Annotated in this window: 30 protein-coding genes; 15 read left to right on the top strand and 15 right to left on the bottom strand. The window is 42.0% G+C overall.

Features of this window, described 5'->3' with window-relative positions:
- Window positions 1-21: 21 nt before the first annotated feature.
- From F885_RS02520 to F885_RS02570, 11 genes are all read right to left on the bottom strand, one after another.
- Window positions 22-816, bottom strand: a complete 795-nt coding sequence (locus F885_RS02520; protein ID WP_004802646.1) for a helix-turn-helix domain-containing protein — start codon at window positions 814-816, stop codon at window positions 22-24.
- Window positions 807-1,613, bottom strand: a complete 807-nt coding sequence (pilW, locus tag F885_RS02525; RefSeq protein ID WP_004652529.1) for a type IV pilus biogenesis/stability protein PilW — start codon at window positions 1,611-1,613, stop codon at window positions 807-809. Before pilW ends, F885_RS02520 begins: the two co-directional genes overlap by 10 nt.
- Window positions 1,614-1,630: 17 nt before the next feature.
- Window positions 1,631-2,866, bottom strand: coding sequence for a dual-specificity RNA methyltransferase RlmN (gene rlmN, locus F885_RS02530; RefSeq protein WP_005206346.1), 1,236 nt, complete (start codon window positions 2,864-2,866; stop codon window positions 1,631-1,633).
- A gap of 121 nt (window positions 2,867-2,987) precedes the next feature.
- Window positions 2,988-3,419, bottom strand: coding sequence for a nucleoside-diphosphate kinase (gene ndk, locus F885_RS02535; protein ID WP_004652531.1), 432 nt, complete (start codon window positions 3,417-3,419; stop codon window positions 2,988-2,990).
- A gap of 107 nt (window positions 3,420-3,526) precedes the next feature.
- A complete protein-coding gene (gene iscX / locus F885_RS02540; RefSeq protein WP_004652532.1) occupies window positions 3,527-3,727 on the bottom strand; it encodes a Fe-S cluster assembly protein IscX in 201 nt (66 codons plus the stop codon).
- Between the two features lie 96 nt (window positions 3,728-3,823).
- Window positions 3,824-4,375 (bottom strand): phosphatase PAP2 family protein, encoded by a 552-nt coding sequence (locus tag F885_RS02545; protein WP_004802640.1) that lies wholly within the window; start codon window positions 4,373-4,375, stop codon window positions 3,824-3,826.
- A gap of 38 nt (window positions 4,376-4,413) precedes the next feature.
- Window positions 4,414-5,685 (bottom strand): glycosyltransferase family 4 protein, encoded by a 1,272-nt coding sequence (locus F885_RS02550; protein WP_005322308.1) that lies wholly within the window; start codon window positions 5,683-5,685, stop codon window positions 4,414-4,416.
- A gap of 156 nt (window positions 5,686-5,841) precedes the next feature.
- Complete coding sequence (locus F885_RS02555) at window positions 5,842-6,681, bottom strand: symmetrical bis(5'-nucleosyl)-tetraphosphatase (protein WP_005322307.1); 840 nt, start codon at window positions 6,679-6,681, stop codon at window positions 5,842-5,844.
- Window positions 6,681-7,493, bottom strand: coding sequence for a 16S rRNA (adenine(1518)-N(6)/adenine(1519)-N(6))-dimethyltransferase RsmA (rsmA, locus tag F885_RS02560; RefSeq protein ID WP_004802636.1), 813 nt, complete (start codon window positions 7,491-7,493; stop codon window positions 6,681-6,683). Before rsmA ends, F885_RS02555 begins: the two co-directional genes overlap by 1 nt.
- Window positions 7,494-7,524: 31 nt before the next feature.
- Complete coding sequence (gene pdxA, locus F885_RS02565; protein ID WP_005322305.1) at window positions 7,525-8,493, bottom strand: 4-hydroxythreonine-4-phosphate dehydrogenase PdxA; 969 nt, start codon at window positions 8,491-8,493, stop codon at window positions 7,525-7,527.
- 77 nt (window positions 8,494-8,570) lie between these two features.
- Window positions 8,571-9,200 carry a hypothetical protein gene (locus F885_RS02570; protein WP_005322304.1) on the bottom strand — a complete coding sequence of 210 codons (630 nt, stop codon included), beginning with the start codon at window positions 9,198-9,200 and terminating at the stop codon, window positions 8,571-8,573.
- Between the two features lie 267 nt (window positions 9,201-9,467).
- Between F885_RS02570 and rplM the strand changes: the two genes are divergently transcribed.
- Entirely contained in the window at window positions 9,468-9,896 is a 429-nt protein-coding gene (gene rplM / locus F885_RS02575; protein WP_004802631.1) for a 50S ribosomal protein L13, read from the top strand.
- A 12-nt stretch (window positions 9,897-9,908) separates the two neighbouring features.
- Entirely contained in the window at window positions 9,909-10,295 is a 387-nt protein-coding gene (gene rpsI, locus F885_RS02580; protein ID WP_004775642.1) for a 30S ribosomal protein S9, read from the top strand.
- A gap of 64 nt (window positions 10,296-10,359) precedes the next feature.
- Here the strand turns inward: rpsI and F885_RS02585 are convergent, their stop codons facing one another.
- Window positions 10,360-10,755: a putative periplasmic lipoprotein gene (locus F885_RS02585; RefSeq protein WP_004802628.1), complete on the bottom strand. Its 396-nt coding sequence runs from the start codon at window positions 10,753-10,755 to the stop codon at window positions 10,360-10,362.
- A gap of 126 nt (window positions 10,756-10,881) precedes the next feature.
- On the opposite strand from F885_RS02585, the gene F885_RS02590 reads away from it, so the two are divergent.
- The 13 genes from F885_RS02590 to F885_RS02640 all read left to right on the top strand — a co-directional run bounded on the left by F885_RS02590 (window position 10,882) and on the right by F885_RS02640 (window position 20,561).
- A complete protein-coding gene (locus F885_RS02590) occupies window positions 10,882-11,541 on the top strand; it encodes a glutathione S-transferase N-terminal domain-containing protein (protein ID WP_005322303.1) in 660 nt (219 codons plus the stop codon).
- 14 nt (window positions 11,542-11,555) lie between these two features.
- A complete protein-coding gene (locus tag F885_RS02595) occupies window positions 11,556-11,981 on the top strand; it encodes a ClpXP protease specificity-enhancing factor (RefSeq protein ID WP_005322302.1) in 426 nt (141 codons plus the stop codon).
- A 15-nt stretch (window positions 11,982-11,996) separates the two neighbouring features.
- Window positions 11,997-12,659: a hypothetical protein gene (locus F885_RS02600; RefSeq protein WP_005322301.1), complete on the top strand. Its 663-nt coding sequence runs from the start codon at window positions 11,997-11,999 to the stop codon at window positions 12,657-12,659.
- Window positions 12,660-13,046: 387 nt separating this feature from the next.
- Window positions 13,047-13,406 (top strand): roadblock/LC7 domain-containing protein, encoded by a 360-nt coding sequence (locus F885_RS02605; protein WP_004802620.1) that lies wholly within the window; start codon window positions 13,047-13,049, stop codon window positions 13,404-13,406.
- Between the two features lie 154 nt (window positions 13,407-13,560).
- Window positions 13,561-14,529: a hypothetical protein gene (locus F885_RS02610; protein ID WP_004802619.1), complete on the top strand. Its 969-nt coding sequence runs from the start codon at window positions 13,561-13,563 to the stop codon at window positions 14,527-14,529.
- 8 nt (window positions 14,530-14,537) lie between these two features.
- Entirely contained in the window at window positions 14,538-15,080 is a 543-nt protein-coding gene (locus F885_RS02615) for a GTP-binding protein (protein ID WP_004802616.1), read from the top strand.
- Window positions 15,081-15,102: 22 nt separating this feature from the next.
- The gene (locus F885_RS02620) at window positions 15,103-15,522 is read left to right on the top strand and encodes a roadblock/LC7 domain-containing protein (RefSeq protein ID WP_004652554.1); all 420 of its coding nucleotides are present in this window, start codon (window positions 15,103-15,105) and stop codon (window positions 15,520-15,522) included.
- A gap of 358 nt (window positions 15,523-15,880) precedes the next feature.
- Complete coding sequence (locus F885_RS02625; protein ID WP_005322299.1) at window positions 15,881-17,224, top strand: sphingomyelin phosphodiesterase; 1,344 nt, start codon at window positions 15,881-15,883, stop codon at window positions 17,222-17,224.
- 12 nt (window positions 17,225-17,236) lie between these two features.
- Window positions 17,237-18,166: a lipase secretion chaperone gene (locus F885_RS02630; protein ID WP_005322298.1), complete on the top strand. Its 930-nt coding sequence runs from the start codon at window positions 17,237-17,239 to the stop codon at window positions 18,164-18,166.
- A 192-nt stretch (window positions 18,167-18,358) separates the two neighbouring features.
- Entirely contained in the window at window positions 18,359-18,760 is a 402-nt protein-coding gene (locus F885_RS21305) for a hypothetical protein (RefSeq protein ID WP_005322297.1), read from the top strand.
- 84 nt (window positions 18,761-18,844) lie between these two features.
- A complete protein-coding gene (locus tag F885_RS21300) occupies window positions 18,845-19,138 on the top strand; it encodes a helix-turn-helix domain-containing protein (RefSeq protein WP_005322296.1) in 294 nt (97 codons plus the stop codon).
- Between the two features lie 74 nt (window positions 19,139-19,212).
- Entirely contained in the window at window positions 19,213-20,061 is an 849-nt protein-coding gene (locus tag F885_RS02635) for a sterol desaturase family protein (protein WP_005322295.1), read from the top strand.
- Window positions 20,062-20,087: 26 nt separating this feature from the next.
- Window positions 20,088-20,561: a hypothetical protein gene (locus tag F885_RS02640; protein WP_005322294.1), complete on the top strand. Its 474-nt coding sequence runs from the start codon at window positions 20,088-20,090 to the stop codon at window positions 20,559-20,561.
- A 31-nt stretch (window positions 20,562-20,592) separates the two neighbouring features.
- Here F885_RS02640 and F885_RS02645 read toward each other — a convergent pair whose 3' ends face one another.
- The 3 genes from F885_RS02645 to F885_RS02655 all read right to left on the bottom strand — a co-directional run bounded on the left by F885_RS02645 (window position 20,593) and on the right by F885_RS02655 (window position 24,641).
- Window positions 20,593-22,551: an acetyl/propionyl/methylcrotonyl-CoA carboxylase subunit alpha gene (locus tag F885_RS02645; RefSeq protein WP_005322293.1), complete on the bottom strand. Its 1,959-nt coding sequence runs from the start codon at window positions 22,549-22,551 to the stop codon at window positions 20,593-20,595.
- Between the two features lie 88 nt (window positions 22,552-22,639).
- Entirely contained in the window at window positions 22,640-23,470 is an 831-nt protein-coding gene (locus F885_RS02650) for an enoyl-CoA hydratase/isomerase family protein (protein WP_005322292.1), read from the bottom strand.
- 10 nt (window positions 23,471-23,480) lie between these two features.
- Window positions 23,481-24,641 (bottom strand): acyl-CoA dehydrogenase family protein, encoded by a 1,161-nt coding sequence (locus tag F885_RS02655; protein ID WP_005322291.1) that lies wholly within the window; start codon window positions 24,639-24,641, stop codon window positions 23,481-23,483.
- Between the last annotated feature and the right edge of the window lie 94 nt (window positions 24,642-24,735).

Raw genomic sequence — 24,735 nt, 5'->3', positions numbered from 1 at the left:
GTATAGCTCTACTCTTTGGCATTAACGAGACAAACGGAATTCTGCTTTTCCATTGACTGTATATGGAGACAAGGAAATTTGCTCCTGATTTAAAGTCAATGCGACTGCGGTCGCGTCATCTAAACGAATTTGAAATGGCGATTCACCACTTAAAGTCAAAGTCGATGCTTGACGACCTGTTGCCAATACTTTACCTGTTGCATCGACAATATGCACAGAAGTTGGTCGGTTAAAATTCAAGACCAATTGGTCACCAGATGTTGCAGTCGTGGTATTCCCCATCGGCAAAATCTGAACATCCGAATTTTTGATCTTCGGTACATCATCTTCATCTTTATGGCTTGATGTCCAATTCTGCACCGCCATAACCGCCAACCATGCTAAAACTGCAACAGCCGCGACGATTGCAATACGTTTTAACCAGATACGGTTACGCACGCTTTTCGAACCTGATAATTTCCCCATAATTTTAATCGGAGAATTATTCAAGGCATGGCTAGCTTTCAGTCCAGTATCATTAACATAGATTTCATCAAAACGCTGAATGATCGCACTAGCATCTGCATTTAAATGCTTTGCATAAGCTCGATAATAACCTTTGATAAAAGTTGCTTCAGGTAATGATTTATAATCATCTTGCTCCAATGCTGTCAATGTTTTGACAGGCATATTCAATACGTTTGCAATCTCTTCAATTTCTTTCTTTTGTGCAATACGAATTTGACGCAAATACTCACCAGGTCGTTGAATATTTCCTAAGGTTGACGATGGCGAGGTTGAGCCAGTTGGCTGATGTGAATTTGGATTTATTTCCATACGGCCTCAGTACTGTACTGTAATTGCAAATAACGTTGATATTCTGGACTATCAGGAAATAGCGCACGTAGCTGATTGACTAACACTTGCATTCCTAATTGATCCGCATTCGCTCGAGCAATGCGTAGACCAATCCAAAGTGCCCGAGCACCTTGGTTTTTCTGTCCCACGTTACGAACATATTGTTCGTATAGTTGCGATGCATCTCTATTATTTTGTTGCAAATAGAAAATTTCCGCCAACTCTAACATTGAAATGGTTGCATTTCGATTCGCTTGTAGCGCTTGTTTGAATGATTTTTCAGCATTCGCAACATCGCCCAATTTCAAATAGATTCGTCCTAGGTTTTCCAACGACTGAAAACGCTGTTCATACCCTAAGGTTGCACCCGCACGAGTAAATTGCTCAATGGCGTCATTATAGCGTTGCTGTTGATACAAATATGTACCGTAATTATTACGCGCTTGAGCATTATCAGGTTCTGAGGAAATTGCACGCTTAAAATAAGCTTCTGCTTTTTCCATATTGGTCTTGCTACCTTCTTGTTGCAGCAGAATTCCCATCATCATATTGGCATTGGCATCACGTGAATCAACCTTTAGAGCTTGGTCAAGCGAACGCTTGGCTGCATCTAAATCACGATTGCGAATATATTCTGCTGCAAGTTGGGTACGGACTTGCACTGCTTTTTCTGGATCTTTTTTTAATGTTGAAGATGTTGATTGACATGCTGTTAGGCCAAGTAAAGTAAACACAACAGCTGTCGCAATAATCGTTTTTGGTCGAGTGGTATTCAACGCCTTTTCCCCAAGTATTATCCTTGTGTGCGCAAAATTTCTTGTTGTTGCGCCACTTTCTTTTTCCATTGTTCAGCACGACGAGTACGGTCAGCAACCTGTCCTACCAATTGTCCACACGCAGCATCAATATCATCACCACGTGTCTGACGAATCGTACACACAAATCCAGCATCCGACAAAGTTTTTTGGAAGGCAATAATTCGGTTACGACTCGAGCGACCATACGGCGCATGCGGGAACGGATTAAATGGAATAAGATTGATCTTACTCGGTAAATTTTTTAACAGTTTTAATAATTGTTGTGCGTGCTCAGGCTTATCATTGACGCCATCGAGCATCACATATTCGATGGTGACATGACGACGTGAGCTTTCATTGCCATCTTTAGCGAGATAACGTTGGCAAGCCGCAATTAACTGTTGTAATGGATATTTTTTATTAATCGGTACCAGTTCATTACGCAACTCATCATTTGGTGCATGTAAGGAAATTGCCAAAGCAACATCGATATCTTGCGCCAGTTGATCAATTTTCGGTACGACACCTGACGTCGATAAGGTCACACGGCGTTTCGACATACCATATGCAAAATCATCTAGCATAAGCTGCATAGAACTGAGTACAGCATCATAATTGAGTAAAGGCTCGCCCATACCCATCATCACCACATTGGTCACGGTACGTTCACGTTCAGCCACAGGCACCTCTTCCATATAGGAATAGTTCGCCATCCATAACTGACCAATGATTTCAGCTGGGGTTAAATCACGTTGAAAACCTTGCTTACCCGTCGAACAGAATGAACAATCCAATGCACAGCCCACTTGTGATGAAATACACAAGGTCTTACGTGCACCTGTTTTATCTTCCGCAGGAATCAATACGGTTTCAACCAAAGAACCTTCACCATCTCCTACACGGAACACCCACTTACGGGTTCCATCTTTCGAATAGTTACGATGCACCACATCAGGCGCTTTAATTTCACAAATCTTTTCGAGTTTCTCTCGTAATTTGCCTGAGATATTGCTCATCTCAGCAAAATCAGTCACAAAATATTGATGAATCCATTTCATGACCTGACCCGCACGAAATTTCTTTTCGCCTAAGTCTTCGAAGAATTTTTCTAATTCAGCTCGAGACATGCCAAGTAAATTTACTTTTTTCTCGGCAGCATGAACGACAGGCGTAGAAACAGACTGTTGTTTTTCATCTAAATTTTCTGATGAAACGACCACTGCAGAACTCATGTATATTTACCTAAACAATATCGACGCTAAAAAATGCTGTGCATTATTCGCACAACACAAGCTATAAGAAATAAAAAACCAGATAAGTAGTATACCACTTATCTGGTCTGAATACTTTGGATTAACGAGTGCGTGGGCAAATCTCGTTATCAGCAAAGAAGTAAGCGATTTCACGCTCAGCAGAAGCAACTGAGTCAGAACCGTGAGCAGCGTTTTCGTCGATGCTTACAGCGAAGTCAGCGCGGATTGTGCCAGGAGCAGCTTCTTTAGGGTTTGTAGCGCCTAAAATTTCGCGGTGAGCAAGAACTGCATTTTCACCTTCAAGAACTGAAACAACCACTGGACCAGAAGTCATGAATGCAACTAAGTCAGCAAAGAAACCACGTTCTTTGTGCTCAGCATAGAAACCTTCAGCATCAGCTTGAGAAAGGTGTTTCATTTTAGTTGCAACAATTTTCAAACCTGATTTTTCGAAACGAGCAAAGATGTCGCCGATGTGGTTTTTAGATACTGCATCTGGTTTTACGATAGATAAAGTACGTTCAATCGCCATGATTGACTCCTATTATGGTTTAAACTAAAAAATTTGCCGCATTATACCGATGTCATCGCTAATAATCAGCTTGAATATGCAAAACTTAAGCGTTTTCTGACGAATTTTTAACGAACTTCATCTAGCCATGCCATTTGAATGGCTTCAAGCAAACCTTCAGTTGACTTATTTGGGTCATCACTAAAGTCAGGCAAAGCACAAACCCATGCATGTAAATCGGTAAAACGAATCCATTGTGGATCTACATCTGGGTGTGCTTCGGTGAGTTCAATCGCAATATCAATCGTATCTGTCCAACGTAAGCCCATATGACAACCTAAATAAATGAGTGTAATTGAGCGTACTTTAACAAATCATACAAATTAAGAGATAGTGTTCTGTCGCTAAATTCGAGATAAAACGCCCTACAAAGCGATATTGGCAGTTGGCGCGAACAAGATAATACCACTGGCAACCGATGCACCAATCATCGCACCCACAATCACATCACTTGGATAATGCAGACCGAGTACCATGCGAGATAAGGCAACCAAAATGGTGAATGGCAGCATTAACAGCAATAGTAGAGGTTGAATATAACCTAAAGTGATGGTCACCATGACCGCATGTAAAGTGTGACCCGATGGAAAACTAAAATGATCGAGCGGTCGCTCACCCAACACAATCACCTGATGCACCTGATAGGGTCTTGGGCGTGTGGTTTTATTTTTTAAAAACTTATAGATTAAGGTTCCAACAGAACCTGCTGCAATCACATACAATATTTGCAGACCGTATGCCAGACCTTGCATTGCCCATACAGACAACAACATGACATACCAAAATGGCCCATCCCCCAAACGACTGATCGTTTTAAAAAATAAAGCGATCCGTTGTGACTGAGAGAGATGATTGAGGTAAACACAGCCCTTTAAATCTAAATCGAGTATTTTTATTTTTGCATTTTGAAGATTCATACGATTTCTCCTCTTTTTGAGAGTAGCTTAAGTCGCGGTCATGGGAGACTCCTCACGACTTGATACAATGCTTGTTCTAATTGTTGTACTGGAAACTGCCAGCTACTTTGCTGCACACTTTCACTGGCCAATAAGCCCATTTGTCGTAATTGCGGCAAGGCAGGTAATTGGCAAATCGATTGAATGAGATGATCTGTTTGCCCCAATGGACTCAACCAACCGGTGACATTCGGTTGTACATGCTGATGGGCGCAGACATAATCATAAGCTACCACCGCTAAGCCGCTGGCAATCGCTTCTAAGACCACATTACCAAAAGTATCGGCTTGGCTGGCAAAGGCAAACACATCAGCACTGGCATACGCGGCTGAGAGTTCACGACCACTCAAACTGCCCATAAAGATAATGTCATCCGATTGTGCCATCTTGCCTAGACGGGCACGATCAGGGCCATCACCGACAATCACAAATTTGCTATTTTTGCCTTGTAGCGCCTGTAATGCATGAAAGCTTTTAATCAGCACATCGACTTCTTTTTCGGGTGATAAACGCCCGACATACAACATCACTCGGGTATCGGCATCGACACCCCATTGTTGGCGCAGTTGTTGTGAACGATGTTTGGCCGAGAATTTTTCAGTATCCACACCACGCCCGACCACCACCAATGGGCAAGTCACACCGAAGCCACGTAAAGCTTGTTCGGTATATTGACTCGGTACACAGGTCACATCGGTACTGTTATGGAACCACGTTAAATAGCGCTGAATCGGCTTAACCAAGAAAGCCAAGTCAAAGAAACGGCTAAAATCATGAAAGGCTGAATGGAAACCACTGGAGACGGCTATTTTTCTTGATTTAGCTGCTTGTAAGGCAGTCAAACCCAAAGGCCCCTCAGTCACAATATGCACCACATCTGGAGCAAACTTTTCAAAGGCTTTGGACACTTTAATATATTGCGGCCAACCAAACTGAATACTTGGATATTTCGGAATCGGTTGCGACATCACCAGACATTCTTGTTCAGGGTGAAATTCGGTACAGACTGCTTTTTGGGTTGGTCGTACCAATAAAATTTTATGTCCGAGTCGCTGTAACCCTTGGCATAATTGCATCATCGATAAAGCCACACCATTGATTTCTGGTGGCCATGTTTCGGTTACAATGGCGATTCGGAGACGAGGACGAACCAGATCACGAAGCTCAGACAATTCATCTTGTTTATTTTTGGGTTGTTTCCTTTTAAAGTAAAATTTAAAATTTTCAGGAAACTCTTGCTTGAATAGAGATGTCGCGTATGTACTCTGCATATCGCCATCCATTTGTGTCGTTATTTTCATGCTTTCAGCTTAAAAGCATTTTTTGACACTTTAATGATCAGTCTATGACAATTTTTTGACAGTCTTAAAATAAAAAATGCCCGATTTTAGTATAAAAATGGGCATTTAAAAGAGATTACGGACTGATCAAGCTAAGGGATTATCCACCGCAAACATGTGTTGATCTTCCAAACGGAACGCCATTAATTGCTGACCCCAAACACAGCCACCATCGACATTTTGAATTTGAGTGTTAATGGTCTTGCCCTGCAAAGCCGCCCAATGTCCAAAAATCAACTGATGGGTCTGTGCTGCCTGACTTTCAAACTCAAACCATGGTTGGAAACCCTCAGGCATCGGTGCATCGAGTGCATCTTTAAAATCAAATTCTAAACGGCCTGTTGCATCAGTTAACCGCATTCGAGTGAGATAATTGGTAATACAGCGTAAGCGTGCCATACCTGTGAGTTCATCTGACCATAGATCAGGTTGTGAACCATACATCTCGGCAAGAAAGCCATCCAAAACCGAGAGATCATCATGACCCACTACCTGCTGGACTTCTTGTGCCAATGCCACCGTTTGTTCGGCATTCCAAATACACGGTACACCTGCATGGGTAATCAAGGTCTGCGCATTTGGAGATAGGCTTAACGGCTGTTTACGCAACCAGTCGATCAACTCATCACCATCAATAGCATCAATCACTTCTTGAGTATGATCTTTGTCTTTGGCCTTTTTAAAACCACGGGCGCAGGCGATCAAGGTTAAGTCATGATTACCTAATACCGTTGCAGCAGCACCACGATCCGCCAGTTTTTTAATAAAGCGTAATGCGCCCACTGAGTTTTCACCACGTGCAACCAGATCACCCGCAAACCATAAAAAGTCTTGATCTGGATCAAAGCGGATTTCTTTTAGCAACGCTTTCAGTGCTTCAAAACAGCCTTGTACATCACCAATGACATAGTTATAGCGCTTAGACATCAAGCCACCATCTGATCAGAAAGTGCAACAAAGTCAGCTAGACTCAAGGTTTCTGGACGTGCCATCGGATCAACGCCTGCTTTCTCAAAACCATCTTCCACCAACATGCCTTTTAAGCTATTGCGTAAGGTCTTACGGCGCTGGGTAAATACATGACCCACTAATCGCGCTAAAGCTTTCTCATTTTTTGCCACAATCGGTTTAGTTGCATATGGCTCTAAACGGAAAACGGCTGAAGTTACCTTCGGTGGCGGATTGAATGAGCCCGGTGGCACTTCAAACAAGAAGGTTGGTTTACAGTAATACTGAATCATCACCGATAAACGACCATATTCTTTGGTGTTTGGTGTTGCCGTAATACGATCAACCACTTCCTTTTGCAGCATGAAATGCATGTCTTTGACTTTGTCACCGAACTCCAAGAGATGGAACAACAAAGGTGTTGAAATATTATAGGGTAAGTTCCCCACCACGCGCAGCGGACGGCCGTCTTGAAACAGTTGTGTGAAGTCGTATTTCAACGCATCGGCTTCAATAATGGTCAAACGCTCAGGATGTGGCACACGCCCTGGTAAACCCGCAGCCAAATCGCGATCCAGCTCAACTACGGTCAACGCATCACATTCGCCAATTAAAGGTGAAGTCAATGCCGCCAAACCTGGTCCGATTTCGACAATATTTTCGCCCGCACGCGGATTCACTGAGCGTACAATTTTGGCAATCACACGTTGATCATGTAAGAAGTTTTGACCAAAACGTTTTCGGGCCTGATGCCCTTCATCTTTAGGGTTCAGGGCATTAATTTGATACATAATAATTCCAACGTGAATAATTTCTTGCCCATCACTGACGGGCTAAATCAAGTGCTAAATCCACTGCGACATGTAAGCTTGATGCTTTCGCCTGTCCAGTGCCTGCAAGAGAAAGTGCTGTGCCATGATCGACCGAAGTCCGAATAAATGGCAAGCCTAATGTAATGTTAACTGCTTCACCAAAGCCTTGTGATTTTAACACAGGTAGACCTTGATCGTGATACATCGCCAGAACAGCATCGGCATCTTTTAGATTTTCTGGGGTAAATAAGGTATCCGCAGGTAAACTGAGACTCATGCTAATCCCCTGTGCGCGATAGTTTTCTAACACAGGATTAATCACTTCGATTTCTTCTCGACCCAAATAGCCATCTTCACCGGCATGCGGATTCAGACCACAGACCAAAATACGTGGTGCAGCGATTTTAAATTTTGTTTTTAAATCATGAATCAAAATATCAATCACTTGCTGCAAACGCTCTGTGGTAATGGCATCAGGCACATCACGCAAGGCTAAGTGTGTCGTCGCTAAGGCAACTCTTAATGTTTTCGTTGCCAGCATCATCACCACACGATCAATACTTGCAAACTCTTGGTAATATTCAGTATGTCCGCTAAATGCGATGCCCGCGTCATTAATAATTGATTTTTGTACAGGTGCTGTAGCCACACCCACACTCTGTCCAGACATCGCACAATCGGCTGAACGACGTAATTGTTCCAATACATAAGCCGCATTGGCTGAATCCAATTGTCCCAACACAACAGGCTTAGCTAAAGGCACATGTTCAACAAAAAGTTGTCCCCGCAAACTAGATTCAGTCTGTCCTTGATAAGCAATCAGTTCAACATCAAGACCTAAAAGATTGGCGCGTTGCTGCAACATTTGCATATCAGCCAAAATAACAATGGGCCGTTCATCTACACGCTCTGCCAAACTCAGACAGATGTCTGGGCCAATTCCTGCAGGTTCGCCTGAAGTGACATATAAAGGGAGCATAGGTATCGCCAATCTTTTTGATTACCTCTAGTGTAACCAAAATCTAAAACGAGCTATAGCCCTTCATTTTTTATAATTTACTTTACTTCGGGATTTGTTGTCGCTTTGGGTAAGTTTTGTGGCACTAGATTCGAAGGTACAAACTCGACCTTGCGTGTCCACGGATTAATCTTGGGCTGTACTTTCTTCTCAGCCTGTACGATCACTGCTTCTTCTTTTTTCTCAGGGACTGCTACAGCACTCGCGGATTTATCTGCCAATGGATTGCTAACAGTTTCTTTCTTTTCAGCCACTTGTACAACTTGAGTCTCTTTCTTCTCCACAGGAGTTGGTGCAACCACTGCACTGACTGGGCGTATATATGGTGCTGCGATTGATCCTTGTTTGACAACCGTTTGTGTGGTTGGTTGCTGAACAGGCTGTACCGTTGTATTGGTCGCTTGCCCTTGTAAATTCATCTGATCGACAGGAATCTCAATCGCTTTCATTTCTGCAGTCACAGCCATCGAAGGGTCAACATGATCGTTGCCACGACTTTCCAGCACCTCAAGCTTACGACTGGTGCCCTCTTTGGGCTGAAATTCTGAATAATTGGTGACGCTGGTCTGATCTACCCATTTATAAAGTCGTCGTGCATTGGTTTGTGTTGAACAAACGCCAATTAATAGTGTGACTACAACAATTTTTGTAGAAAACGACAACTTCATCAAATTCCCCGAGAGAAGAGGTAAATACTTCTATTTATTTCAAATAATTGGAATAAAAATGATAGGGTAAATCCAGCCCCCTCACAAGACAAATAATGTGCTATTTCATTCAGTGTGCGTTAATTCCCAAACCAGTCACATTGCAGCAAATTCTGGCATTTTCGGCTAATTTTTCTTGTGTGCTTTTATAAACTCATGTAGAATTCGGTCTCCTTTTGTTTGGACAGATTTCACCGTCCAAACCAACTATAATAGGTAGTGGTTTAAATGAAAACTCTCAGCGCTAAGCCAGCTGAAGTTCAACACGACTGGTATGTTGTTGATGCTTCTGGCAAAACTTTAGGTCGCCTTGCGACTGAAATCGCTCGTCGTTTACGCGGTAAGCACAAAACTTCTTATACTCCTCACGTTGACACAGGCGACTACATCGTTGTGATCAATGCTGAACACGTTCAAGTGACTGGTAAAAAAGCGCTTGATAAGAAATATTATCGCCATACTGGTTTCCCTGGTGGTATCCGTGAGACTAACTTCGAGAAGTTAATTGCTCACAAACCTGAAGCAGTTTTAGAAAAAGCTGTTAAAGGTATGTTACCAAAAGGTCCTCTTGGTTATGCAATGATCAAAAAAATGAAAGTGTACGCTGGTACTGAGCATCCTCATACTGCTCAACAGCCACAAGTTTTGGACATCTAAGGGATACAGCACATGGCTACTAATTATGGTACAGGTCGCCGTAAGACCGCAACTGCACGTGTTTTCTTATCAGCTGGTACAGGTAAACTCGTAATTAACAACCGTACACTTGAGCAATATTTCGGTCGTGAAACTGCTCGTATGGTTGTGCGTCAGCCTTTAGAGCTTTTAGAAGTTACTGAAAAATTTGACCTTTACATCACTGTTAAAGGTGGTGGTATCGGTGGTCAAGCAGGCGCTATCCGTCACGGTATTACTCGTGCATTGATCGCTGCTGACGAAAACTTAAAACCTGCTCTTCGTCAAGCTGGTTTCGTTACTCGTGATGCTCGTGAAGTTGAACGTAAGAAACTTGGTTTACGTAAAGCTCGTAAACGTCCTCAATTCTCTAAACGTTAATCGTTTTACGAATTGGACAAAAAACCTCGGAATTTTCCGAGGTTTTTTTATTGCCTGCTTTTCGTCATTTCTTTTTAGAACAATCCATCATCGCATCACCAGTGCCATCAGCAGAAGCGAACTCAGTGATCTTACAGCCATTCTGTGTATAGGTCTTACTCACTTTAGAAAATTGATGATCTTTCGGGATTGGTGCATTACACGGTTGACCCGTTTTTTCATGAACCATCTGGACTGGACCATCATTATAAAGAGTGACCTGACACCCCTTGACCACATACTGTTTTTTGATCCCACCATATTGTTGCCCACTATCATCAGCCGCATCAGCAATAACCGCATCGGCAGCGGCCCCACTCTCTACTGATGAGACATTGTCCTGCTCAGATCCTGTAGGTGAGCTCGCACAACCAGCCAGTAACAACGCTCCACACAAAACAATCAGGTAATCTCGCTTCATTCTATTTTCCCTCTTTGAACTTATTGAATCATAAATCTATTCTGTAACATGCATATTGTTCAGCTTTAAGTGATTTCCAACGTTAATTTTAGTATTCTAAACAGTCAACCATAATTTTTTGGACTTATGTCTTTAGAAAATCCCCCACCCCCTGTCCAAGGCATTACGCTTTATAGTCATGCAGATGATTTCCGCTCACACTGGATTCGTTTTTTACTTGCTGAAAAACAAATCAAATACCAACTGATTATTACTGATCATGAGGATGAGGATTTAGCCGATCTCAATCCCTACAATCAACTTCCAATGTTGATTGAGCAAAACCTAAAGCTATTTTCAGCCAATGTCATTGCTGAATATTTAGATGATCGCTATCGTCAAAATAAACTCTATGCCGATGCCCCGATGGCGCGTGCCGAGCAACGCCAATACATTTGGCGCTTTGAACAAGATTGGTTCAAGCTTGCCGATCATATGCTAAGACATACGGACACGATAGACCCACAGCAAAAGCAAAAAGCACAGAAGGAACTTCGGGACACCCTCATTTCTCTCACTCCTCTGTTTCAGCATTTTCCATTTTTTATGTCGGAAACTTTTTCAATTTTAGATTGTATGCTCGCTCCAATCTTCCTAAGGCTAAAAAGTATGGGGGTTGAACTCCCTGCACAGCACTGTCGACCTATATTCTTGTATTGCCATCGTATCTTTAGCCGACCATCGTTCATTAAATCAATGACAGCTCAAGAAAAAAACAGCTACAATGAATTGATTTCTACGATTTAATAAGTTTTTCAATTATGTCTGAGCAAATAACTTTTACACCTACACGCCCATATCTTGCTCGTGCCATTTATGAATGGATTTGCGATAACCAACTGACACCATATTTATTGGTGGATGCGACGCAACCCCATACTGATGTTCCCTTACAATTTGTGAAGGATGGTCAAATTGTCTTAAATCTTGCTCCACACGCCATTCATCAGCTACATATGAGTAATGAAGCGATTACCTTCTCTGCTCGCTTCGGTGGCGTTGCAAAAGAAATTTATGTGCCGATTCGTGCTGTATTAGGTATTTACGCAAGAGAAAATGGTCAAGGCTTGTTTTTTGATGCTTCTGAATATGCAGAAACCGAAGACTCTACAGCGACATCAATCGATGAAACAAAGCAAGAAACTGAACCAACGAAAAAGAAACCTTCACTAAGAATTTTAGATTAAGCGAGGATCGTCACGATGGCATTTGATTTAGTTCAATATTTTTCTGAACAAATAAAAATTCAAAAACCACAACTTTTTGGTCAATATTCTCTTAAAGAAAAACAAACATATATTGATGAAGTAAACGTGTTAGCACTCGGACAATTGATTAGTCTATGGAAACAGAATCCACAGAAACTCTATCAAGAAGTCCATACTGCGGATCCTCTTTACATTCAAGAGGTTGCTCGCCATCTCACCACCTCAGCTCATAATCAATCGGCACTTAAAGCAACCGAATTGGAAAAAAGCCTGTCAGATGTACTGGCCTTACAATTAACTGAATTGAAACAGCTTGATCAGACTGGTAGCTTTGGGCAAACAGGGCTAACAGAACTTTTATTGGGTCAGATTGAGCATCTATCTGGACAAGCAGAAGACTGGGTTTGGTCAACCAATCAACTGACCGAATTACTCGGCTCGAAGCCAGTTATTCAGCAAGAAGTATCACTTGAAGCGACGATGCAAGAATTCAATCAAATGGTTCATCAAGCACAACCCGTTGCGCATGATGATGAGCCTACGATCGAAGTCGAAATTCCAGAAACTCCAACTTGGGCCTATATTGTTTCGCCTTTCGTGGCATTGGTCATTCTGATCTTTTTGTATTGTTCATATTGCCAATTGGTTTTCGTTTAAACTCACCATTTAAATGATAAAGAAAGCACGATTGCTTTCTTTATCATAGACTTATTATTAATTTAATTTTATTTAAAAAATCAATGTACCTATATTAATAAAAAATAATTTACATTTATTTACAATCAAAGCAGGTATTTAAAACCCGATATTAATGTGAATAAAATCACACTAAAAATAAAATCCAATCCTTAATTAGTATTTTTATTTGTTTGTTTGACAAAAATTGTCAATTATTAGCAAATCGGTCAATTCAATTATTTTAAAGTATGATTGATTTAATAAAAGAGTTTCCTATAATGAGATTAACTACTTTTGAAAACTAATCAAAAACAGAAGTGGCGAATATAACTTCATAAACAAAGATGTATTAGTAGAGATAAAATCATGGCTAAAATTTCATTAGAAAGCTTAACAAATATTGATGGGTTCGTTGCAGCAGCATTAGTAGATACAGAGAGTGGTTTGGCGCTAGCAACTCAAGGTGGGGGTTCAATCGACTTAGAATTGGCAGCTGCGGGTAATACCGAAGTTATTCGAGCAAAACGCCGTGTAGCTAACTCACTAAAACTGAACGATGACATCGAAGATATTCTGATCACACTGGGCAAGGCATACCACTTAATCCGTCCATTAGAAAGCAATGGCAACTTATTCCTTTATCTCGTATTAGACCGCAGTAAATCGAACCTTGCGATGGCTCGCCACGAATTAAAAACATTTGAAAAAGAATTAGACTTTGCTTAATTCTAAATTTCAAAATACTTAATATATTAGACTTCTTGTATATTTAATATTTTCATCATAAGAAAATATAAATATGCAAGCGGTCTATTATTAGTCTTTAGTATTAGACTAATTTTGTGCAGTCCAATATTTTATAAAATATTAAAGTGATACTATGAATGGACATTGCATTAATATCGCAATTTCAGGTATAAGTTTAAAAGTTTCAGATGAGTTAAAAATAGAACTTAGAAAAACAATACCTCATGAATTTGGCATTAATTGGATCAATATTGCCGATCCCAATATCGACTTATTATTAATAAATGAAAATTTTTTTGAAACCGAAGGTATTCAACGTATTTTAGAACAAAAACAACTTCCCTGCTTAAAAATTTCAAAAGGAGAAGGCTCACAACATATAGAAGAACACAATACGCTTTACTTGCCTTTTCAGCATACTGATGCATTAAAAAACTGGATTCATCTTCGCCTTTTAAGTTATATCACCCATCAACAGGCGCAACAACCGAAGATCGAATCAACCTCTACACATAATGCCATCAATGAAAAGTATTTAACCGACATGTTAAATCCTGAAAATGCCCGTCTACATTTGTTTGATGATCACGGTACTTTGGCCATTATTGATACGCGGAGTCAAATTGCATGGCTAGAACCAACCCGCACCCACACGCAAACTAACCATAGTTTTAAATATGAATTTGCGACCACCTCAAACTTCACTAAAGTTTCTCGCAAAGTTGAATATAACCTGCAAGATTGGTTATGGAACCTGTTCTGGCATTCACTCGAGTTTCAGCGTTTAGCGCCAAATGAAAATGAATACTACAAAATTGAATATTGGCCACAGCCAGCTCAAGGCACTGACCGTAAAACCACTTTATTGCTTTCTGCTTGCTTTATACAAGGAGCCCAACTCTATCAAGTTGCAACACAATTAAAACTTCCTATTCAAACGGTTCAACAATTTATCGCTGCCTGCATTATTTCTGACAATGGCGGCATTATCCCTGCTTCAGAAAGTCATTACCTACGAATTGAAAAGACTGAACAAACAATTGAACAACAAGGCTTTTTAAATAAATTTTTCGGCAAGATCAGACGCCGCTTTGGGCTTTAAGGATTGATATGATTCTCCAACAATATAAAATTGTATTTGCAGGAAGCATGGGCGCAGGTAAAACCGAAGCAATCAAATCGCTTTCAGAAATTCCTGTCCTCGCGACCGAAGCATTCAATACAGATAGTCAGGCCCATAATAAAATGCAAACTACGGTGGGTATTGATTATGGTGAGATTACTTTAGATGACGGTGTAAAAGTAGGCTTATATGGCACCCCAGGCCAATCACGCTTTGATTTTATTTGGCCTGTGATTTGCCAAGGCGCTTTGGGCGTTATTTTATTGGTTGACCACAACAGTAAAGTACCGATCGAAGAACTTGAAGGGTATTTGGATACCTTTAAGGACTATACCCAAAATATTTCAATCGGCATCACCCACGTGGATGAAAACAAGGGGCAACCAACCACGATTTATCGCGAGTGGTTAATTCAAAATGACTACCAATATCCCTTATTTTTTATTGATGCCCGTAAACAAGAACATATTTTGCTGATGATTGAATCTCTCATAGCAGCATTAGAAGTCAATTTAAAAGCAACAAACTAATTACTTTATAAAGAGAAGAATTATGTTCAGTATTCCTAGTCAGCAACGTACAGCACCCAAAGAGCTGATTCAGTTTGCTAAAGCGCAGGCCAACGATATTTTAACCAATATCCGAGGCGTCGATTATATTATGCTCTGCTCTACGGATGGCTTTGAGCTTGCCTCCATTTACAAGAAGAACCCTTATAACAGCACTAAACTGGCAGCTGTCAGTAGTTCAATCTTGGCAATGGTCACCGCTTTTCTCAATGAAATCCAACTGACAGGCTGCCAAAGTATTACCTTGGATGCTGAAAATGGTAAGGCCATTCTGACCTCAATCCCTGCCCCTCATCATCCCATGGTCATGGTGACTTTAAGTAATAAAGATGTCTTGTTAGGACAACTGCTCTATAGTTTGAAACAAACCAGCAGTGCAATCGTCGACGCTGACCAAGCTTAATTTTTCTCATCATAAAATCTGACAGGCATCGCAAGCTTGTCAGATTTTGTTCATTTATAGCCCCTATCATAAATAGATTACTTTTCAATTTTCTTTTTTGAATCATTACTTTTCCTATATTTCACTAAATAACTATCCCAATCTGTTTAAAAATCCCTATTTCAGCCAAAAATATGGAATAAAATATTGTTTTTTAAAACATCAGATGAGCGGTTAGAAATTTAAATGATTTAGCAATATTTTTTCATTATTATAATTTTCGAACAAATAACAATCATAAAATTTTCACAAATGAATAATTTCAACAATGAAAGATTGTATTTGTTCAAACATTATTAAGCACTATGGAGAGATAAAGATGAAGCTGAAGAGCTTAAAACTAGGCGCAGGGGTCGCGCTCTTAATCAGTGGTTTTTCTACCCAACAGACCTTGGCTGATTCCTACGTGTTTGTGACCAATACCACGCCACAAACCGTATCAATACAAGTCAATCAAACTGGGGCAAGCTTACAGCAAGGCAATGAATGGGCACAGGAAGCGACTCAACTTGCACCCTACGAGACCAAACGGGTGTTACGTATCAACCGTTATACTGGGATCAAATCTGGTAAAACCTATAACTTTGATACCGTTCTCAGCAGTGGCAATTCACAAGTCACTTTAAAACAAACCATGACGGGAACTTGGTCGGGTAGTAATATTAAACATGGTATTCAAACGACGACTACAACATCACCTTGGTATTCAGATCGTGATGTACATCGTATTAGCACAACTTATGCTGGTTTATCAGCACAAGCAGCAGTAAAAGCTGAGTACACGGGGGGCTATGATGATTTCCACTACACCATTCATCAAAACACACTTCAAGAGCCTGTTTCAGCCAGTGCCGATGAGCTCAAGGTTCTGACTTACAATATTTATGCCCTGCCGATGGTGGCGAGTAAAATCAGCGAACGCTTGGCTGAATTACCAAATCATTTAAACGGTTACGATGTGATTATGATGCAAGAAGCCTTTGCTTCATCGCGTACAGGCATGTTGAATCAACTGGCACAACAGTACCCATATCAAACTCATATTCCAGTCGGTTCTGGTTATAACTTATTTGATAGTGGTTTGGTGATTGTGAGCCGTTATCCAATCGTCAAAACTGCACAATTGATTTATCCAGACTGTACAGGAACTGATTGTTTTGCGGATAAAGGTGTGTTGTATGCGGAAATCATTAAGAATGGTAAGGCGTATCATGTGACCTCTACGCATACCGCTTCTTTTGATACCGATGCAGCACGCGCATTGCGTCAGGTTCAATTCAAACAAATTCGCCAATTGGTAAATCAACAAAATATCCCAAGTTTTGATGCGGTACTCATGGGCGGTGATTTCAATGTCAATAAACTGTTATGGCCGCAAGATTATCAAGACATGTTAACCAATCTGAATGCGACCGCAGCACCAAGCACAGGTTATACTGAATCTACCTTTGACCCACGCGTGAATAAGTTGGCTGGAGCAGCAGGTTCAGGTGGTGCAACAGTCGAATATCTAGACTATGTCGTGGCATCAAATAATCACCGTCAACCGACTCAGTCTCGTAACGATGTGCGTATCTTACGTACCACAGCGGACCCACTGTATATGACTTGGGATCTTTCAGATCACTTCCCTGTGATGGGGCAATTTAATTACGGCCCATAAACGGAATTCGGTATGAATAAAAGACTATTGCTAACAATGCTTATTGTTGTCGTGGTCTTGGTTGGGATTGTAGTTTGGAAGAGCACTGCCTCTTCCGCTGCAATTCAGCAAACCAAATCCACCGCATCATCTCAAGATTCATCAACACAGGTGAGTAATGAAGGCATGCCAAACAAAACCAAGGACGAAGTTTTTCAAGAGTCACTTTTAAAACAATTAAAAACACTACAACAGCAACCTGGCAATATCACCGAGTTTCTCAATGATTTTAAAGCCAACTGCCCTATATCCGACTGTAATGCAGCTTTAGCAAAAGCTTTAGCTCATTATCCAGATCAAAACTTTGCACATTTGGTGGAAAATCTAATAAAACGTATGCCGCAATATGAACAACGCATGCAGAATACCGTGTTATCGACGTCGTTATCGCCAAAAGAACGCTTTGATGCTTTATGGAAGCTCAGAGAACAAACCTTGGGACAAGCCGAAGCGATGCTGGGTTTTGGGCAAGAGCGTGGCTATGCAGATTATCGGTTTGCCTACAATGATTTGGCGCAGAATCAGAAACTTAGTGCTGAACAACGCTTAAAAGCATTTGAGCAGCTACAAAAACAGTACCCTGATGCAGCTCAACAAGAAAATAAAATGGGGCTTTATGAACAAGCGCTCGGTTTAATCAATCAAGGACAACATAGCCCTGCTGAAACGCAACGCTTAAAGCAGATGTTACAACAACGCTATCTCACCGAACAGCAACGCCAAGATGTACAGCAGCGTGAACAACGTGAAGTTCAACAACAGCAACAAGTCAATCAATATCAGCAGGCTGTGCAACAATTGCAGCAAGAGATGGAGCCATTAAAAACGCAACTGCCAAATGAAGAATGGCAAAAGCAATATCAAAGCCGCCTAGAAAGTCTACGTCTAAAAATGTTCTCTTAACAAACGGAACTCGACAGAGGTCGGCTTAAATTCATAGCTCACCTCTGATCAATAATCGGCCGACCATGTAGACAGACAATGTGTCGGCATTAAATAAGAATGATCCTTTTTAAATCACTCATTCCTTATTTGATAAAGAACATGCATTCCCTCTAAATAAACCATTCAATTACTTCAAGATCATGATGTGGCATGAACAGCTTAAAAACTGATAACGCTGGTTGGAGTGGTCAAGCAGCAATTGCTTTGGGGATTGGCGCTTTTCTTGGACAATCAGGAAATAATCACCCTCACCACCACTATGCACATCAAATCACCATGTCCTTGAATGCAGATCAACCCGTGCAAGTGATTGCTGATGGTCAACTTTATCGAGCACCGACTTTATTCATTCCCGCCAAGCTAAAGCATCAACTCATAACCGGCGACTATCTGTCGCTTTACATTGATACCTGTCATGCACTCACAACCAGATTCAATCTAGAGTTTCATCCATCTACCCAAGCAGGTGAAGTATCAATTGATCTACAACAACTGTTGCAACACAGCTTTCACTCACAGATACCGCTCAATCATGGCTTAGCCCATTTCTAAAAAAATACACAGCTAAGCAATTCGGCTCCCCATCGTAATCCACAGAAGCTTGAATACATTCTAACGTTGCTTTATCAGGGTGTTTTGCAATCCAATATCCCTGATCGTCAATATTTAGCACAAATCGCAGGTTTATCTGAAAGTCGTTTTTCGCACTGGTTTCGCGAACAAGTAGGACTGCCCTTGCGCAGCTATCGCAAATGGTTACGTCTCATGTATGGATTAACTCAAATGCAAAATGGACGCGCATTAACGGATACCGCTCATCAAGCTGATTTTGCTGATCAGGCGCATTTCACACGAACTTGTATCGAATTACTGGGGGTCCGACCCTCAGAACTGAGCCAGATGCAGGGGCAAATTTTCTTTATTGAATAAATAGCTGTTTTGTTCAATTCAGTCCTGCAATCGCACAGGCATAGTGACTGTTCATTGTTTTGGAACAATACACCATGCCGAAGTTAATTCAGTACCTCATTCACTATAGCAGTTATCCCCTAATTATGGGGCTGAGTCTGTTTTTTTTATTGCCCGTTGCCGCGGGTGAGCTTAGCTATTGGCCTTATGTGCCCTGCATTGCAGCCATTGCGATTGGACTGGTTGCTCTGCTTGAACAGATTCAACCTTATGAGCAAACCTGGCTAACCGATCATGAAGATACAGGCGTTGATATCCTGCATGCCAGTTTTAGTATCGTCATGATTTTCATTACTGCTGAATGCATTACCTTATTTCGAAAGCTAATTGATATTGCTAGCTTTTGGCCAAGCACTCTACCGATCTGGCTACAATTACTCATTGTGGGTCTAGTCATCGACTTTGGCTTATGGCAGATGCATTGGCTAAGTCATAAAAAACGTTTCCTATGGAAATTGCATGCCCTTCATCATAGCGCTGAACGATTATATTGGCTGAATGGTGAACGTCGTCATCCATTAAGTGCCATTCTGCTCGCTGCGCCTGGAATTATCTGTATTACCTTAATCGGTGCACCCGCCAATCTGATTGGGACGTGGATGGGATTAACCGCAATTCATTTGGCTTTCCAGCATGCCAATCTGGATTATTCTGTAGGTGTTTTTAGACATTTACTGGGGGTTGCCGAAGTCCATCGCTGGCACCATAAATATGGTTTTGGTCGTAAAAATTTTGGTGAATTCTGGATGATCTGGGATCATCTGTTTGGGACGTATTACTATGAAAGCAAACCTGTGAAAGCTGGGCAAGTCGGGTTAAAGACTGCGCTACCGAAGACTTATCTCAAACAAATACGTTGGCCATTTGCTAGAAAAAACCAATGAGATACATAAATTAAAGGAAATCAGCGATGCATTACCCACAATATCAACAAGATCTCAACACCGCACTTGAATCAGAAATACTGGGTGAACTGATCTTTTTAAATGCAGCCAAACATACACGCTCAATTGAGCAACAACAAAAATGGCAAACGCTGGCCAAACTGGAAACCCAAACCCTGCACAAGTTACAGCAGTTCTTAAGTCAACAAGGTCAAACAGCCAAAATTCGTTTGCATGTTAAGTTACAGGCCAAGGCATCAGGCATTGCGATGGCTAAATTACCTTGGAAACTGGCCATGCACTTACTTAAGCAAGGTACACAACCGTTTATGGTCACTTTTGAGCGGATGCAGCAACACGCAGATGCCAACACACAAGACTTTCTCCAGTATTTGTTGGCGCATGAACAAGCCTTGGCTGAATTTGCAACACAAGAGTTACAAGGAAATTCAAAGCATTCTTTAGATGCTGTATTGCACTTATTAAAAAGCGAGGTATAACACCTCGCTTTTTCGCTCTATTTGATTATGCTCAAGTCGTGCTGAGGTTCAACAATAATTGACGTTTTTTCACTTGTTGCCCGACTTGACCAATCAATTCATCCACCACACCATCGACATCGGATTTGATTTGTTGCTGAATCTTCATCGCCTCAAGCACCAATAAGGTTTGTCCTTTTGTTACTGAATCTCCGACATTGACCAGCAAACTCACAATCGCACCGTCCATTGGTGCACGAATTTTGCCATCACCCACCACCTCAGCCGCTTCTGGTGCTGCATAGGTGGTATTTTCAATCAATAGATTGCCATTAGCTGCATCCAAATAGAGTTGATCCTGATCAATAACATAGGCGAGCTTACGTCGAACGCCTTCACAACTATAAACAATCTGTACATCACTGATGCTTACAATCTTGATCGTTGCTTGTTGATCACATAACGTAACTTTGACCTGCTGCTGATCATTTTGCACATGCAACAAAATCTGCTGATCGGCATATTTCAGTTTCAGTGGAAACGGCATAGCAACACCCGTTTGCCAAGCCACTTGCTGCTGATTTTGCTGAGTAAACAGTGCTGCTGCCACGGCTAAAGTCTCAAGCGGCAAAGCTTGTTGATGCAGACTGATATCCTCTTGGAAGTGTTGCTGAATAAATGCGGTGTTGGTATCTCCCGCCACAATGACCGGATGACGCAACAAATTGACAAGGAACTGCTTATTGCTATTCACACCAAGTAATACACAATCATCAACCGCCTTGGCAAGCAGGCGAATCGCATCCTGACGGGTCTTGCCATAGGCAATTACTTTGGCCACCATCGGATCATAAAAGGGACTAATTTCACCGTGTTCAAGCATGCCATGATCAATACGGACATTCGGTAGAGTGCCATCGGCACCCGCTGCTTGCCAACGCAGTACTTTGCCGGTTTGTGGCAGGAAGTCCTGACGTGGATCTTCTGCATATAAACGGACTTCGATCGCATGTCCGTTTAAGGTCAACTCATGTTGTTGTAAAGGCAGGGTTTCGCCGTTGGCAACACGCAATTGCCATTCCACCAAATCCAATCCTGTGACCATTTCAGTGACTGGATGTTCGACTTGCAAACGCGTATTCATTTCCAAGAAATAGAACTCACCCGATTGATCCAGCAGAAACTCCACCGTACCTGCACCGACATAATCACACGCCTGTGCTGCAGCAACAGCTGCTTCACCCATTTTCTGACGTAGTTCAGGTGTCATCACTGGACAAGGTGCTTCTTCAACCACCTTTTGATGACGGCGTTGAATCGAACAATCCCGTTCAAATAAATATACATAATGACCATGCATATCCCCAAACACCTGAATCTCGACATGCCTTGGAGCAATCACCGCTTTCTCTAAGATCAGCTCACCCGAACCAAAGGCATTTTCTGCTTCCGAACGTGCTGTTTTTAATGCTTCCAATACATCAGCAGCATGTTGGACCAGACGCATGCCTCGCCCACCACCGCCTGCCGAAGCTTTGACCATTAAAGGATAGCCAATCTTCTCAGCTTGTTGGGCTAGATAATCAAGGTCTTGCTGATCGCCTTCATAACCAGGCACACAAGGTACACCTGCTTGTATCATGGCAATTTTAGAAAGACGTTTACTGCCCATCAGCTCAATGGCGGCAGCGGTTGGCCCAATGAAAGTGATGCCATGATCAAGACAAGCCTGAGCAAAATCGGTATTTTCAGACAAAAAACCATAACCCGGATGTACCGCATCCACACCTGTCTTTTTGCAGGCTGCAATAATATTGGCAATGGATAAATAAGATTCTGAAACTTTAGATGCACCGATATAAACCGCTTCATCCGCCAGCTGAACATGACGGGCATTGGCATCCGCATCTGAATACACCGCAACCGTTTGATAGCCCATTGCTTTAGCTGTTTGCATCACACGAACAGCAATTTCACCACGGTTTGCCACTAAGACTTTTGAAAAACTCATTGTTTCATCTCTATTATTAAATCCCTCTCAATCCGCCTATTAACGGAGGAAGTCCCTCTTGTTTAATAAAGAGGATTTGGAGGAAATTTTAGTCAAACCAATTTGGATTACGTTTTTGAATAAAAGCCATGGTGCCTTCTTGTCCTTCTGCGCCACCGACAGCCTGAGCAAACTGTTGTGCGGCGTCATCCAGAAGCTGCTCTAAAGGCTCATTCAATGTCCGATGCAATAAAGCTTTGGTGGTACGGGAAGCCAATGGTGCAGCACGTTTGATCTGCTGAATTATCTCTGTAAGCTGTTGTTCAATCTCAACATGATCTTGTGCAACTTGATGAACAACACCTAAATCTACAGCCGTCTTGCCGTCAAAACGTAAACCCAATAACGCCAAACGACGGGCTTGGGTCAGACCAATCCGCTTCACTACAAAAGGCGCAATCTGTGCAGGCAAAATACCTAAGCCTGTTTCAGGTAGACCAAACTGTGCAGTATCACGGCTGATGGCAATATCTGAAACACAAGCCAGACCAAAACCACCACCGAGTACAGCACCTTCCAAAACCACCACAACGGTTTGCGGTGCTTGATCTACTTGTTCAATCATGGCACCAAAACGACGGTTAAAATCCACATAAGGCTGTAAGCTACCGCTATTGGCAGCTTCAACTCGTAATCCCGCCATATCCTTGATATCGCCACCTGCACAGAAATGCCCACCTTGACCACGTAAAATCACAGCGCGAATGGATACATCATCGGCAATCTGGCTAAACACCTGTTGAATGGCAGTGACCATCTTTAAACTCATGGCATTACGGCTTTCAGGACGATTTAGCCATAGCGTTAAAATGCCACCTTGCTGCTCTAACCGAATGCTGTCATCTAACGCTAAGCCTGCAAGAGAAGTTGCAACTGTCATGCTTCTGCTCCTAGTTTTTCTGTTTCTTCGGCAAAATATCAGTGAGCTTACAAATGATTCCGAGCATGATTTCATCTGCGCCACCGCCAATCGAACCTAAGCGACCATCACGGAACAGTTGCGATGCAGGGTTATCCCACATAAAGCCATTACCGCCCCAATATTGCAGGCAGCTGTCTGCCACTTCACGGCTTAATCGTCCTGCTTTCAGCTTCGCCATTGAAGCCATTAACGTGACATCTTCACCCGCAATATGCTGTTCACAGGCTTGAAGCGTTAAGGCTTTTAATGCTGCAACTTCTGTCATCAGTTCAGCAAAACGGAAATGTACATACTGGTTATTAATTAAAGGCTGACCAAAAGTGGTTCGTTCTCTGGTGTAGTCAATAGTTTGCTGAATGACCTTTTCCATCCCCCCCACCGCATTGATACAGGCCCACATACGCTCCTCTTGGAACTGCATCATTTGCATCATGAAGCCCATGCCTTCCACCCCAACCAAGTTACGTTGTGGTACACGTACATTGTCGAAATAGACCTGTGCCGTGGTGGTGGAGCGCATCCCCAATTTATTTAAGGGTTCTGAAAAGCTGATCCCTGCCGTTTTTGCAGGAACAATAATCATGGATTTATTGACGTGTGGCTTATCGTCAGAAGTATTGGCCAATAGACAAAAGAAATCGGCTTGCAGTGAATTGGTAATCCACATCTTGCTGCCATTAATCACATAGTCATCACCATCTTTTTTTGCAGTGGTTTTGATGGCTGCCACGTCAGAACCCGCATGCACTTCCGAGACTGCAATCGACGCGACATATTCACCACGAATCGCAGGGTTTAGAAATTCATCGCGCAGTTCTTTGCTACCAAAGCGTGCCAATGCTGGGGTTGCCATATCAGTTTGCACACCAATCGCCAGTGGCACACCACCACAAGCAGCTCGACCTAACTCTTCTGCCACCACAAGGTTGTACGAATAGTCGAGTCCTAAACCGCCATTTTCTTCAGGCTTACAAATCCCCAATAAACCCAAGTCTCCCATTTTCTTAAATACGTCATGAATCGGAAAACGGCCCGCCTCTTCCCATTCAGGAATAAAAGGATTTAGCTCATTTTCAACAAACTGGCGTGTGGTACGGCGTAAAGCATCATGTTCTGCGGTAAATTTCATTGTTTTTGTTCCTTAAAAATTATTTTCCCCCTCCCTAACCCTCTCCCCTTGGGGGAGAGGAAATCCCTTCTCCCTCAGGGAGAAGGCCAGGATG

It is taken from the genome of Acinetobacter higginsii, assembly GCF_000369845.1.
Classification (GTDB): domain Bacteria; phylum Pseudomonadota; class Gammaproteobacteria; order Pseudomonadales; family Moraxellaceae; genus Acinetobacter; species Acinetobacter higginsii.
The sequence above is the reverse complement of the archived record's forward strand: the minus strand, read 5'-3'. Positions and strand labels throughout refer to the sequence as shown.

What these genes read in the sequence shown, in the direction of transcription:
- F885_RS02520 (WP_004802646.1), bottom strand. Translation starts at nt 816, where the DNA reads ATGGAAATAAATCCAAATTCACATCAGCCAACTGGCTCAACCTCGCCA.
- rlmN (WP_005206346.1), bottom strand. Translation starts at nt 2,866, where the DNA reads ATGAGTTCTGCAGTGGTCGTTTCATCAGAAAATTTAGATGAAAAACAA.
- ndk (WP_004652531.1), bottom strand. Translation starts at nt 3,419, where the DNA reads ATGGCGATTGAACGTACTTTATCTATCGTAAAACCAGATGCAGTATCT.
- iscX (WP_004652532.1), bottom strand. Translation starts at nt 3,727, where the DNA reads ATGGGCTTACGTTGGACAGATACGATTGATATTGCGATTGAACTCACC.
- F885_RS02545 (WP_004802640.1), bottom strand. Translation starts at nt 4,375, where the DNA reads ATGAATCTTCAAAATGCAAAAATAAAAATACTCGATTTAGATTTAAAG.
- F885_RS02550 (WP_005322308.1), bottom strand. Translation starts at nt 5,685, where the DNA reads ATGCAGAGTACATACGCGACATCTCTATTCAAGCAAGAGTTTCCTGAA.
- F885_RS02555 (WP_005322307.1), bottom strand. Translation starts at nt 6,681, where the DNA reads ATGTCTAAGCGCTATAACTATGTCATTGGTGATGTACAAGGCTGTTTT.
- rsmA (WP_004802636.1), bottom strand. Translation starts at nt 7,493, where the DNA reads ATGTATCAAATTAATGCCCTGAACCCTAAAGATGAAGGGCATCAGGCC.
- pdxA (WP_005322305.1), bottom strand. Translation starts at nt 8,493, where the DNA reads ATGCTCCCTTTATATGTCACTTCAGGCGAACCTGCAGGAATTGGCCCA.
- F885_RS02570 (WP_005322304.1), bottom strand. Translation starts at nt 9,200, where the DNA reads ATGAAGTTGTCGTTTTCTACAAAAATTGTTGTAGTCACACTATTAATT.
- rplM (WP_004802631.1), top strand. Translation starts at nt 9,468, where the DNA reads ATGAAAACTCTCAGCGCTAAGCCAGCTGAAGTTCAACACGACTGGTAT.
- rpsI (WP_004775642.1), top strand. Translation starts at nt 9,909, where the DNA reads ATGGCTACTAATTATGGTACAGGTCGCCGTAAGACCGCAACTGCACGT.
- F885_RS02585 (WP_004802628.1), bottom strand. Translation starts at nt 10,755, where the DNA reads ATGAAGCGAGATTACCTGATTGTTTTGTGTGGAGCGTTGTTACTGGCT.
- F885_RS02590 (WP_005322303.1), top strand. Translation starts at nt 10,882, where the DNA reads ATGTCTTTAGAAAATCCCCCACCCCCTGTCCAAGGCATTACGCTTTAT.
- F885_RS02595 (WP_005322302.1), top strand. Translation starts at nt 11,556, where the DNA reads ATGTCTGAGCAAATAACTTTTACACCTACACGCCCATATCTTGCTCGT.
- F885_RS02600 (WP_005322301.1), top strand. Translation starts at nt 11,997, where the DNA reads ATGGCATTTGATTTAGTTCAATATTTTTCTGAACAAATAAAAATTCAA.
- F885_RS02605 (WP_004802620.1), top strand. Translation starts at nt 13,047, where the DNA reads ATGGCTAAAATTTCATTAGAAAGCTTAACAAATATTGATGGGTTCGTT.
- F885_RS02610 (WP_004802619.1), top strand. Translation starts at nt 13,561, where the DNA reads ATGAATGGACATTGCATTAATATCGCAATTTCAGGTATAAGTTTAAAA.
- F885_RS02615 (WP_004802616.1), top strand. Translation starts at nt 14,538, where the DNA reads ATGATTCTCCAACAATATAAAATTGTATTTGCAGGAAGCATGGGCGCA.
- F885_RS02620 (WP_004652554.1), top strand. Translation starts at nt 15,103, where the DNA reads ATGTTCAGTATTCCTAGTCAGCAACGTACAGCACCCAAAGAGCTGATT.
- F885_RS02625 (WP_005322299.1), top strand. Translation starts at nt 15,881, where the DNA reads ATGAAGCTGAAGAGCTTAAAACTAGGCGCAGGGGTCGCGCTCTTAATC.
- F885_RS02630 (WP_005322298.1), top strand. Translation starts at nt 17,237, where the DNA reads ATGAATAAAAGACTATTGCTAACAATGCTTATTGTTGTCGTGGTCTTG.
- F885_RS21305 (WP_005322297.1), top strand. Translation starts at nt 18,359, where the DNA reads ATGAACAGCTTAAAAACTGATAACGCTGGTTGGAGTGGTCAAGCAGCA.
- F885_RS02635 (WP_005322295.1), top strand. Translation starts at nt 19,213, where the DNA reads ATGCCGAAGTTAATTCAGTACCTCATTCACTATAGCAGTTATCCCCTA.
- F885_RS02640 (WP_005322294.1), top strand. Translation starts at nt 20,088, where the DNA reads ATGCATTACCCACAATATCAACAAGATCTCAACACCGCACTTGAATCA.
- F885_RS02645 (WP_005322293.1), bottom strand. Translation starts at nt 22,551, where the DNA reads ATGAGTTTTTCAAAAGTCTTAGTGGCAAACCGTGGTGAAATTGCTGTT.
- F885_RS02650 (WP_005322292.1), bottom strand. Translation starts at nt 23,470, where the DNA reads ATGACAGTTGCAACTTCTCTTGCAGGCTTAGCGTTAGATGACAGCATT.
- F885_RS02655 (WP_005322291.1), bottom strand. Translation starts at nt 24,641, where the DNA reads ATGAAATTTACCGCAGAACATGATGCTTTACGCCGTACCACACGCCAG.